This window comes from Vibrio sp. CCUG 15886, assembly GCF_028570825.1.
Classification (GTDB): Bacteria; Pseudomonadota; Gammaproteobacteria; order Enterobacterales; family Vibrionaceae; genus Vibrio; species Vibrio vulnificus_B.
Window position 1 is genome coordinate 1 of record NZ_JAQQBT010000028.1, and the last position, 11,318, is coordinate 11,318.

General features: G+C 46.6%; 8 protein-coding genes and 2 tRNA genes. 4 read left to right on the plus strand and 6 right to left on the minus strand.

What is annotated here, in order from left to right:
* Window positions 1–229: 229 nt before the first annotated feature.
* On the minus strand, window positions 230–1,120 hold the full coding sequence (gene ilvY / locus PQQ36_RS21840; protein ID WP_011079095.1) for an HTH-type transcriptional activator IlvY: 891 nt from the start codon (window positions 1,118–1,120) through the stop codon (window positions 230–232).
* 141 nt (window positions 1,121–1,261) lie between these two features.
* On the opposite strand from ilvY, the gene ilvC reads away from it, so the two are divergent.
* The gene (ilvC, locus tag PQQ36_RS21845) at window positions 1,262–2,746 is read left to right on the plus strand and encodes a ketol-acid reductoisomerase (RefSeq protein ID WP_011079096.1); all 1,485 of its coding nucleotides are present in this window, start codon (window positions 1,262–1,264) and stop codon (window positions 2,744–2,746) included.
* A gap of 195 nt (window positions 2,747–2,941) precedes the next feature.
* On the opposite strand, the gene ubiK is transcribed toward ilvC, so the two are convergent.
* The 4 genes from ubiK to PQQ36_RS21865 form a co-directional block, all read right to left on the minus strand.
* Window positions 2,942–3,193, minus strand: coding sequence for a ubiquinone biosynthesis accessory factor UbiK (ubiK, locus tag PQQ36_RS21850; RefSeq protein WP_011079097.1), 252 nt, complete (start codon window positions 3,191–3,193; stop codon window positions 2,942–2,944).
* 145 nt (window positions 3,194–3,338) lie between these two features.
* On the minus strand, window positions 3,339–6,458 hold the full coding sequence (gene vmeD, locus PQQ36_RS21855) for a multidrug efflux RND transporter permease subunit VmeD (protein ID WP_130193342.1): 3,120 nt from the start codon (window positions 6,456–6,458) through the stop codon (window positions 3,339–3,341).
* A gap of 11 nt (window positions 6,459–6,469) precedes the next feature.
* Window positions 6,470–7,576, minus strand: a complete 1,107-nt coding sequence (locus PQQ36_RS21860; protein ID WP_065090000.1) for an efflux RND transporter periplasmic adaptor subunit — start codon at window positions 7,574–7,576, stop codon at window positions 6,470–6,472.
* A 17-nt stretch (window positions 7,577–7,593) separates the two neighbouring features.
* Complete coding sequence (locus PQQ36_RS21865) at window positions 7,594–8,175, minus strand: TetR/AcrR family transcriptional regulator (RefSeq protein WP_111437416.1); 582 nt, start codon at window positions 8,173–8,175, stop codon at window positions 7,594–7,596.
* A 167-nt stretch (window positions 8,176–8,342) separates the two neighbouring features.
* On the opposite strand from PQQ36_RS21865, the gene rep reads away from it, so the two are divergent.
* The gene (rep, locus tag PQQ36_RS21870) at window positions 8,343–10,361 is read left to right on the plus strand and encodes a DNA helicase Rep (protein WP_045620194.1); all 2,019 of its coding nucleotides are present in this window, start codon (window positions 8,343–8,345) and stop codon (window positions 10,359–10,361) included.
* A gap of 61 nt (window positions 10,362–10,422) precedes the next feature.
* Here rep and PQQ36_RS21875 read toward each other — a convergent pair whose 3' ends face one another.
* Window positions 10,423–10,827 carry a c-type cytochrome gene (locus PQQ36_RS21875; protein ID WP_039552050.1) on the minus strand — a complete coding sequence of 135 codons (405 nt, stop codon included), beginning with the start codon at window positions 10,825–10,827 and terminating at the stop codon, window positions 10,423–10,425.
* Window positions 10,828–11,129: 302 nt separating this feature from the next.
* Here PQQ36_RS21875 and PQQ36_RS21880 point away from each other — a divergent pair.
* Together PQQ36_RS21880 and PQQ36_RS21885 are read left to right on the plus strand one after the other, a co-directional pair.
* Window positions 11,130–11,206, plus strand: a tRNA-Arg gene (locus PQQ36_RS21880).
* Between the two features lie 38 nt (window positions 11,207–11,244).
* Window positions 11,245–11,317, plus strand: a tRNA-His gene (locus tag PQQ36_RS21885).
* Window position 11,318 lies beyond the last annotated feature (1 nt).

An 11,318-nucleotide genomic window follows, 5' to 3' on the forward strand; every position in this document is an offset into this window, starting at 1 on the left:
GTTCTGCTTACCTTAAGGAACTTAGCAATTTGGGTTCGAGAGTGACCATCTTTAAAATGGGCCAATGCGAGCAATCGCATCTTCATTTGAATAGATTTTTGTTGGCTAGCAAGTTTTTTGAAATCAATGTTATTAAGACTGTCCATAGCGTCATTTATCACGAAGAAGTAACAGTCTCAATTAGATCATATTTTTAGTTAGGTTGGTATGACAGGCTTTGCATTGCTGCTTAAATCACGATGTACTTACTTTCAGCAACTTTCCATAAGGCTTGAATTAGGGGATTTTCGAGTTGAGATTTGATGCAGCATACCCCCAACTCAAAAGGTTTAATGGGAGCGACTTTTAGTCTCTGTATTTTCTCTTTGACTGGGCTGTTGTTGATCACAACATCCGGAGCAATACCGATACCACACCCCAAAGCTACCATACTCACAATCGCTTCATGACCTGAAACCTGAGCATAAATATTGGGTTTAATTTTCATCTTTTTAAACCAAGTATTCGCCCTTTCTCTAGCGGTACCTGCTTCAGGAACTATATAGGGGATCGAAGACCAATCAGGCTTATCACGGTTCATTTCATCCGTGAAACTGCTCACTCCTTGAGGTGCAATTACAGAGAGTGGAATTTCGCTGATGGGCTCAAAAGCCACTTTTGCTGGTACTGTGTCTGGTTTGGCGGAAATAGCAATATCAGCCTCTCCGTTCAGAATTTTATCCATGGCTTGTGCAGGATCACCGGTAGATATTTTGAATTCAATAAAAGGATGTTGTAGTCGAAATTCAGAAAGAAGTTCTGGCAAGTGGCTATAGCTGGCGGTGACGGAACAAAATAAGCGTATTTCCCCTTTGAGTTCGGTTTCTGAATAACGGTTTTGTAATTGATACTGTTGCCATTCGTTAAGCATTTTAAGTGCAACTGGCATCAGTTTTTTACCTGCAGGTGTTATTTCAACACTACGATTGTCTCTAGTGAAGAGTTGCTGGCTAGTTTCTTCTTCTAGCTTTTGAATTTGACGACTGAGCGCGGATGGACTGATGTGCATTGCTGCTGCCGTCTTGGCAAAGTTTTTACTATCACAGAGGTGAATAAATAGCTGTAAGCTTTTGATGTTCATTGTATATGTCTTTCCGTGTTGCACTATTTGCAATTACTAATTGTGAATATATCACTTTGAGCAACTTAAAGTCTGTTTTAGTATGAATTCATTCGGTGAGTAACCACCGACCGTGATGGATGAATTTTAAGGAGAGCCCTGATGGCGAACTATTTCAATACTTTGAACCTTCGTGAGCAACTAGACCAATTGGGTCGTTGTCGTTTTATGGATCGCAGTGAATTCGCTACAGAGGCGGATTACCTTAAGGGTAAAAAAGTCGTCATCGTAGGTTGTGGTGCGCAAGGCCTAAACCAAGGTCTAAACATGCGTGACTCCGGTCTTGATGTTGCTTACGCACTACGTCAAGCCGCGATTGATGAGCAGCGTCAATCATACAAAAATGCTAAAGAGAATGGTTTTGAAGTGGGTAGTTATGAAACGCTGATCCCTCAAGCTGATCTTGTTGTTAACTTGACACCAGATAAACAGCACACCAATGTGGTTGAAACCGTAATGCCCCTAATGAAAGAAGGCGCGGCTCTTGGTTACTCACACGGTTTTAACGTTGTTGAAGAAGGCATGCAAATCCGTAAAGACCTAACGGTTGTTATGGTAGCGCCTAAGTGTCCAGGTACAGAAGTTCGTGAAGAATACAAACGTGGCTTTGGTGTTCCTACATTGATTGCTGTTCACCCAGAGAACGATCCAAAAGGTGAGGGTTGGGACATTGCGAAAGCTTGGGCGGCTGCGACTGGTGGTCATCGTGCGGGTTGTCTTGAGTCTTCTTTTGTTGCTGAAGTGAAATCAGACTTGATGGGTGAGCAAACTATTCTATGTGGCATGCTTCAAGCTGGTTCTATCGTATGTTACGAGAAGATGGTTGCGGAAGGCATTGACCCAGGTTACGCAGGTAAGTTACTGCAGTACGGTTGGGAAACCATTACTGAAGCACTGAAGTTCGGTGGTATCACTCATATGATGGACCGTCTATCAAACCCAGCGAAGATAAAAGCATTTGAGCTTTCTGAAGAGCTAAAGGATCTGATGCGTCCTCTGTACAACAAACACATGGACGACATTATCTCAGGTCACTTCTCTAGCACTATGATGGCTGACTGGGCGAATGATGATGCGAATCTGCTAGGCTGGCGCGCTGAAACGGGTGAAACGGCGTTCGAAAATTACCCATCAACGGATGTTGAAATCTCTGAGCAAGAGTACTTTGACAACGGTATCTTAATGGTTGCAATGGTTCGTGCTGGCGTTGAACTGGCGTTTGAAGCAATGACGGCTTCTGGCATTATTGACGAATCGGCTTACTACGAGTCGCTGCATGAGTTACCACTTATTGCCAACACAATTGCACGTAAGCGTCTATACGAGATGAACGTGGTTATCTCAGACACAGCGGAATATGGTAACTACCTGTTTGCTAATGTGGCAACACCGCTACTTCGTGAGAAGTTTATGCCTTCGGTAGGGACAGATGTGATTGGTAAGGGGTTAGGTGAAACTTCTAATCAAGTTGATAACGCGACACTCATTGCCGTAAATGAGACTATCCGCAATCACCCTGTTGAGTACATCGGTGAAGAGCTGCGTGGTTACATGACTGACATGAAACGTATCGCTGTTGGTGGCTAAGTTTCGCCTTTCCACCTATTCTCATTCTAGTGTCTAGAAAAGGGCGCTAACAAAACTCCAGGCAGACTGGGGTGATAAATACAAAAGAAAACACAACATGTAATTAAAAGGCTTGGTCTCTGACCAAGCCTTTTGTTTATTCGCTTATCGCTGCTTTAGAACGAAGAAAAACGCCCTAACTGTAGCGTTTGGGGATTACTTATCAGCGAGCTTTGCTTCAAGCTCTGACAGTTTCTTTTCCATCTCACTGAGCTTTTGACGAGTGCGCAGTAAGACTTGCGTTTGCACATCAAACTCTTCACGGCTAACCACATCAAGCTTGTTGAGTTGGCCTTGAATGACTTGACGGATTTTTTGATCCACATCCGCGCCTAAATCCTTAACGGGTTGTGGCATAGAGTCGTGAATTTGTTTTGCAATCTGCTCAATTTTCTTTGGGTCAAACATGAGGTAGCTCCTGATTTCTTTGTTGGTATTCTATGTAATTGACTGGTGAAAGTCGCTATCTCTGGCGTAAAAAAGCGACACAGATGTGCTGTGAAAAGTAACAAAAAGGCCGCATAAGCGGCCTTTCGTTTATATTGCATCGCAATTACTGTTCTGCGATTTGGCGTTGAGCGGCTTTTGCTTCATCCACTCGAGCGAGTTTTTCCAAATCTTTATCTTCTACAAACACAGGTAGCGGTTTGTGTTTTTCAGCGAGGTAGCTGTAAATCACAGGCAACACGAATAAGGTAAACAGTGTACCAATCGCTAGACCTGCGACGATAACGATACCGATGCTGAAGCGTTGAGCAGCGCCAGCGCCCGTTGCATACATTAGTGGGATCAAACCAGCAATCATAGCCGCCGTCGTCATTAGGATTGGACGCAGACGTACTTTCGCCGCTTCCATCACCGCATCGATACGAGACCGCTTGTTATGTAACTGTTCTTCTTTGGCCACCTCACAAATCAAGATACCGTGCTTGGTGATCAGGCCAACCAAGGTAATCAGGCCCACTTGCGAGTATATGTTCATCGTCGCAAGACCCCATGCCAAAGCAATCAAAGCACCACAGATCGCCAGTGGCACCGATACCATGATAACGATTGGATCGCGAATCGATTCAAACTGAATCGCCAATACCAAGAAGATAATCGCCAAAGCAAGACCAAAGGTGGCGTACAAGGCGCTGCCTTCTGTAACAAACTGACGAGCTTCACCCATGTAGTCATGGTTGTAGCCAGTTGGTAGCTTGTTGCTAGCAATGTTTTCGAACCAATTGATGGCATCGCCCATCGCTGTACCTGGTGAAGGTACTGCGCCGACGGTAGCGGAGTTTAATTGGTTGAAGTGAGGCAATGAACGAGGTTCAGCGATGACATCGATGGTGATCAAGCTACCTAGTGGGACCGCTTTGCCATCGGCAGCGCGCACATAGTAGTTCTTCATCGACTCAGGGTTCAAACGCCATTTACGTTCCACTTGCGGGATCACTTCGTAAGAGCGGCCGTTAAGGTCAATGCGGTTGACATAGCCGTCAGCCATCATGGTTCCTAGTGTGATGCCAATATCTTGCATCGTAACGCCATACGCGCCCGCTTTGTCTTTGTCGATCTTGATTTTCATCGTCGCAGAGTCGTATTTCAGATCCAAATCTGAATAAACAAACAACGGACTTGAAGTCACTTCCGTCAGAATGTCACTGGCGATGGTGTACAAGCTCTCAAAGCTATTTGGTGTGGTAATCACGAACTGGATTGGTAGACCAGAGCCTGCGCCTGGAAGTTCTGGCATTTGGAAAGCCGTCACTGCCATACCTGGAACGTTCGAAACCAAACCACCCACACGCTTAGTGATTTCCGCTTGGCTCGCTTCACGCTGGCTCCATGGCTTCAACGTTGCTAGACCAAAGGCTTGGTTCGAGTTTGGCACCCCAGTAAACACCTGAGCAAACTCAACCTCTGGCTGATCAGACAGAATTTTGTTTACGTCATTCATGGTGTTTTGTAGGTAATCCAAGTTTGCGTTGGATGGGCCAGTACCCATTAACATCACCACGCCCTTATCTTCTGAAGGCGCCAATTCACTTGGAATGAACTTAAATAGAACCGGGAGCGTACCAAAAACAATCAGTGCGAAACCGATCACCACAGGACGATGGTCCATGACCGCTTTGAGCATTTTTTCGTAGCGGTTGGTCATGCCGTCCAGCACGTGGTGTACTTTCTCTTCAAATTTGCTTGGCTTTTCATGTGCCTTTAGCATCTTTGAACACATCATTGGCGACAGTGTTAACGCGATAATACCCGACACAAATACCGAACCCGCGAGAGTCAGAGCAAACTCTTTAAACAGCGAGCCAGTGATCCCGCCCATGAGTGCAATCGGGGCGTACACCGCGCCAAGTGTGAGCGTCATAGCGATAACCGGTACCGCAATTTCACGTGTACCTATGATGGCTGCGCGGAATGGCGATTCACCCTCTTTGATGTGGCGGTCGACGTTTTCTAGTACGACGATCGCATCATCCACCACTAGACCGATAGCCAAAACCATCGCCAGCAGTGTCATTAGGTTCCACGAGAACCCCATCGCTTGCATCACCATCGCCACACCGATTAACGACAGTGGAATGGTGACGATAGGGATGATAACGGCGCGGAACGACCCCAAAAATAGGGTGATCACCACCAGTACGATCACGGCTGCTTCAACAATGGTTTTCACGACTTCGTGAATGGATTCATTGATGGCGATGGTCGAGTCGTACATCACGTTCATCTTGATATTGCTAGGCAGGTTGCGCTCAAGCTGAGGAAGCAGTTCAAGGACATCTGCCGCAATGTTAATGGGGTTGGCACTTGGTGCTGCGTTGATGGCAGCCACCACGGCTTCTTGGCCATTTGCGCTGGCGCGGTAAACATCGTGGCTTTTTTCCAGTGTGACTTTTGCGATATCGCCTAAGCGAATCACTTCACCATCACCCGATTTCACCACCAAGTTTTCCAGCTCTTGTACGTTAGAGACCTGAGTATCGGCACTGCCGTTGTACAGGACAAATTCGCCCGTTACCTGACCCGTTGCCGATTGGTAGTTGTTGGCGTTGAGTACGCCCATCACGTCGGTTGCGGTGAGGCGTAGTGCGCCCATTTTGGCCGGATCCAGCCACACGCGTAGTGCGTATTTCAAGCCACCATAGAGGTCAACTTTCGACACACCATTGATGGTGAAAAGTTGTGGGTTAATCACGCGCTCTAGGTAGTCCGTGATTTGGCTTGATGACAGCTCATCACTGGTGAAGCCGATATACAGCACCGCCGTTGTCGAACCTGTCGACATGGTCACCGTTGGGTCTTCGGCTTCTTTTGGTAACTGTGAGCGAACCGAGTTCGTTTTGGCCAAAATATCCGCCAAGGCAGCATTCGGATCCGTATTGAGCTTCATGTTCACTGTGATGGTGGATTTACCCAGCACCGATTGCGAGGTCATGTAGTCAATATTATCTGCCTGCGCAACGGCTTGCTCCAAAGGTTGAGTAATGAAACCTTGGATCAAATCGGCACTGGCGCCGTAGTAACTGGTGGTTACCGTTACGACGGTATTGGTCATTTCAGGGTATTCTCGCACCTGCATCTTGAACACCGCTTGTAAGCCAAGCAAGGCGATCAAAAAGCTGATGGATACCGCTAAAACTGGACGTTTTATAAAAACATCAGTAAAGCGCATGATGCCTCCAATTACAGCATAGGGGTTTCAGCCGGAGGTGTAATCGCGTCGCTTTCGACAACACGAACCTTGGCATCGTTACTCAAGCGAACCTGGCCAGATGTCACCACCTGATCACCCACTTTTACGCCATCGAGAATATGTGCGATATTCCCAGTGCGCTCACCCACTTTCACCACATGTTGTTTCACGCGCTGCACGCCGTCTTCTTCCGTTAGAATGTAAACATTGTCACCGTAGAGCGTAAATGTGATCGCCGTTTGTGGCAGTGTGACTTGGTCTTCTAACTTCGGCAGAATGATGTTGGCACGGGCAAACATACCACTACGCAGTTTTCCGTCGCTGTTTGGAATATCTGCTTGTATTTGAATCAAACCACTTTGGATATTGACCGCGGGTTCAATCGCAGTGATTGAGCCTTTGAATGGGTTTTGCGGATAAGCATCGACAAAAATATCCACTTCCTGGCCGAGATTGATGCGAGAAATATCGTTTTGCGGCACGGTAAAACGTAAGCGCATCACGCTGGTGTCTTCCAAACGTACGATATCAGAGCCTGCTTGCAGATATTGGCCTAGGTAGACATTACGAATACCAATGACGCCTGAAAATGGCGCTTTGATTTCACGGCGTGCAATCGAAGCTTTCAAGCTTTCAATATCGGCTTTTAACGAGTAGTAATTGGCTCCAGCTTCATCATACGCTTCTTTTGAAATCGAGCCTTTTTTGAAGAGGCCTTGATAGCGTTTGTACTTCGCTTCTGCTGCTGGCAGTTTTGCTTCACTGCTCTTCAGGTTGGCTTTTTCTACATCAGAGTCGAGCAGAACAAGCGGTTGGCCTTCTTTTACTTGTGTGCCGGATTCAAAGCGGATCTGTTTAATGACACCGCTGGTTTCATTGGCAATCGTCACACCTTGGTTGGGTTCGATAAAACCGATCGCTTCAATCACAGGTACCCAGTCGACCGGTTTCACTTCTGTGACCGTTACTGGGAATTCTGGCTCAGGACGATTTGCCATGTATTCGGCAATTTTCTTTTGTTTGAAGAGGTTGAAACCTATCACGCTGCCAAACAGCAGAATGGCGATAAGTAACATAAAAAAGGTCCACTTTTTCATTCTATTAAGAACTCCAATTAGTGATTAATGATTGCATCCCAGCTGGCGTCGATGGCGGCGTCTAGCGCTCTCTCGTCCAGTTGGTAAAAGCCTAATGCGTGTTTTTTCGCTAGCCTGACGCTGGTCTCCAAACTTAGACCAAACAAAATTTCGTTATCCAGCGTTTTGAACACCCCTTGCTCCTTGCCCATATCGAACATTAAAGCAACTTGGTGAAACATTTTCTTTTCTAGCTCGCGGGTTTTGTGGCTATTCGAGCAAGGTAGTGATTCGTACTGAATACGGTTGCTCAAAGTAGACAAGTTTGAAGCCGCTAAATTCCATGTGTTTAGCCACATGGTGCGATATTGTTGTTTCAAAGGCATATCACGGGTTACGTTGGCTTGAATCGCCGTGGCAACTCGTTGAGTAATACGTAGCCTGAGTTCATCCAGCAGGTGTTCTTTATCGTCAAAATAACGATAAATCGTACCTGCTGCGACGCCTGCTTCTTTGGCCAATTTACTCATCGATAGACCTTGAAAACCAGACTCCGCAATCAACTTCTCTGCCGCAGCCAGGATTTGTTGTTGCTTGTCGTTCTGCTCTTCAGATGACATGGGTTATCCACCAGTTAATGAACGTTCATTCATTATAGCGGAAAAGATAGCCATATTGGCAAGTGCTATGTGTGCTATTGAGTAAAAATCTTGTCAATGAGGCAATGGCAATCTCATCACTCGACGACTATTATATGGGCCTCGATTTTTGACCACAGATAAGCGCTATGAAACTGAATCCAAGACAAGACGAAGCCGTGAAATACGTATCAGGTCCCTGCCTCGTGCTTGCGGGTGCGGGTTCAGGCAAAACACGTGTGATCACCAATAAGATTGCCTATTTAGTGCAACAGTGTGGCTACAAAGCGCGTAATATTGCGGCGGTCACCTTCACCAATAAAGCCGCGCGTGAGATGAAAGAACGTGTGGGGCAAACACTGGGGAAGGGGGAATCAAAAGGCCTGATGGTGTCAACCTTTCACACGCTTGGTTTGAACATCATCAAACGAGAGTATCGCCATCTGGGTTTGAAGTCGGGCTTTTCCTTGTTTGACGATCAAGATCAGCTTGCACTGCTTAAAGAGCTGACTGAAAAACAGCTGGATGGCGATAAAGATTTGCTGCGTCAGTTAATGAGCACCATCTCAAATTGGAAAAACGACATGCTCTCACCAGAGCAGGCCGTGGCACGCGCGCAAGGCGAACAGCAGCAGTTGTTTGCCTTCTGTTTTGAGATGTATCAGAAGCAGATGAAAGCCTACAACGCCCTCGACTTTGATGATCTTATCTTGCTGCCAGTATTACTCCTTCGTGGACATGATGAGGTGCGTCAATACTGGCAAAACCGTATCCGTTATCTTCTGGTCGATGAGTATCAAGACACCAACACCAGTCAATATGAACTGGTGAAACTGCTGGTGGGTGAGCGCGGACGATTAACTGTGGTTGGGGATGATGATCAATCGATTTACTCTTGGCGTGGGGCGAAGCCGCAAAACTTAGTGTTGCTGGGGCAAGATTACCCCAACTTACGCCTGATTAAATTGGAGCAAAACTACCGTTCGACCAGCCGTATTTTGCGTGCGGCGAACATCTTGATTGCCAATAACCCACACGTGTATGAAAAGTCGCTCTTCTCGGAAATTCCCGATGGAGAAAAACTCAAAGTGCTGTTGGCCAATAATGATGAGCATGAGGCGGAGCGCGTCACGGGGGAAATCATTGCCCACAAGTTTCTCAATCGCACCGACTATCGTGACTATGCCATCCTTTATCGTGGTAATCATCAATCGCGTCTCATCGAAAAGTCGCTGATGCAAAACCGCGTTCCTTATCGGCTGTCTGGTGGTACGTCTTTCTTTGCGCGCGCGGAGATCAAAGACATCATGGCGTATTTGCGAGTGTTGGTGAATCCTGATGATGACAACGCATTTTTGCGCATCGTCAACACACCCAAGCGTGAAATTGGCCCTGTGACGCTGGAGAAGTTAGGTAGCTATGCCAATATGCGTGGCAAAAGTTTATTTGAAGCCAGCTTTGAACTTGGCCTTGAGCAGCATCTGACCGGACGTGGTCTCGATAATTTGCGGCGCTTTACTCATTGGCTGGTGGCGATTGCCGATCAAGCGGAGCGAGGGGATACCGTGGAAGCGGTGCGCTCGTTGGTGCGAGACATTCATTATGAGGATTGGTTGTACGAAACATCTGCCAGCCCGAAAGCCGCAGAAATGCGCATGAAAAACGTCTCTGATCTCTACTCTTGGATTGTCGCTGATTTAGAGGGTGACAATAACGATCAAGAAGAGAAAACGTTGAAAGAAGTGGTTCAACGTTTGACACTGCGTGACATGATGGAACGTGGTGAAGAAGATGAAGACAGTGATGCCGTACAACTGATGACACTGCATGCGTCTAAAGGTCTGGAATTTCCATATGTGTACCTGATCGGGACTGAAGAAGGGATATTGCCGCATCAAACCAGTATCGATGAAGATAACGTCGAGGAAGAACGTCGCTTAATGTACGTTGGCATTACGCGTGCGCAGCGAGAGCTGACTTTCGTGATGTGTAAAGAGCGTCGTCAGTATGGGGAGTTGATCAAACCCAGCCAAAGTCGCTTCCTAGACGAGTTGCCTTTCGATGATGTGGAATGGGAACAAACCAAAAAGCCAGTGACACAGGAAGAAAGAATGGCCAAAGGCCAAGCGCACATTGCCAACTTACGTGCCATGTTCAACAAGAAGTAGCGTTAGTCAAATAAGAAAAGGGCTTGGAAAACCAAGCCCTTCTGCTTTAAGAAACTTTGTTTTATAGACCTTTGATCATGTGATCAATCGCGGCAATGATTTCGTCGTCAGAACAGTCCATACAAGTACCGCGAGGAGGCATGGCATTAAAGCCCTCAATCGCGTGCTTGTTCAACACATCATGACCTTGTGCGATACGAGGAGCCCAATCTGCAGCATTGCCCGTTTTTGGTGCGCCATTTACCCCAGACGAGTGACAAGCAATACAAAAAGTGCCGTAAACTGTTGCGCCATCACGCGGTCCGGTTGGTTCAGCTTTGACTGGCTCACTACCTGCTAGATAAACATCACCTACTGGCTTGATGCGCTCTGCAATGGCATCGTGGTCAGTACTGGTAGCCATAGCTGCCGTAGAAAAGGTTAAAGCAGCGAATAAAACGCTAATCATTCGTCGAGACATATCCATTAAACTCACTTTACATTCCCAAGGTAAGTCAGCTGGCTTACCAAACATTTATATAGTTAGAGTGCTGTTTTGATTTAACGGTAAATTATCACTGTTAAATCAATGTAAATAATGGGTGATTATATCCCGTTAACTTGTTGCAATAAACAACAAGTTATCAGCTACAGGGGCTGAATCACATCTGTTATTTACATTTGTAGCCAGATAACTGACGAAAAAGAGACCAAACGGAAAAAAAACTAAAAAAAACACTAGACGCCATAGTGTGAACTACGTATTATTCCACTCCGCCGATAGGGCATGCGCCCGTAGCTCAGCTGGATAGAGCGTTGGCCTCCGGAGCCAAAGGTCGAAGGTTCGAATCCTTTCGGGCGCGCCATTTGGATGCCTGGAGGATATATCGGTAAAAAAACAATGGTGGCTATAGCTCAGTTGGTAGAGTCCCGGATTGTGATTCCGGTTGTCGCGGGTTCGAATCCCGTTAGCCACCC

Excerpts from the sequence above, each read along its gene's own strand:
- PQQ36_RS21860 (WP_065090000.1), bottom strand. The coding sequence starts at position 7,576 with ATGAAAAAGTGGACCTTTTTTATGTTACTTATCGCCATTCTGCTGTTT.
- PQQ36_RS21865 (WP_111437416.1), bottom strand. The coding sequence starts at position 8,175 with ATGTCATCTGAAGAGCAGAACGACAAGCAACAACAAATCCTGGCTGCG.
- PQQ36_RS21875 (WP_039552050.1), bottom strand. The coding sequence starts at position 10,827 with ATGGATATGTCTCGACGAATGATTAGCGTTTTATTCGCTGCTTTAACC.
- ubiK (WP_011079097.1), bottom strand. The coding sequence starts at position 3,193 with ATGTTTGACCCAAAGAAAATTGAGCAGATTGCAAAACAAATTCACGAC.
- ilvC (WP_011079096.1), top strand. The coding sequence starts at position 1,262 with ATGGCGAACTATTTCAATACTTTGAACCTTCGTGAGCAACTAGACCAA.
- vmeD (WP_130193342.1), bottom strand. The coding sequence starts at position 6,458 with ATGCGCTTTACTGATGTTTTTATAAAACGTCCAGTTTTAGCGGTATCC.
- ilvY (WP_011079095.1), bottom strand. The coding sequence starts at position 1,120 with ATGAACATCAAAAGCTTACAGCTATTTATTCACCTCTGTGATAGTAAA.
- rep (WP_045620194.1), top strand. The coding sequence starts at position 8,343 with ATGAAACTGAATCCAAGACAAGACGAAGCCGTGAAATACGTATCAGGT.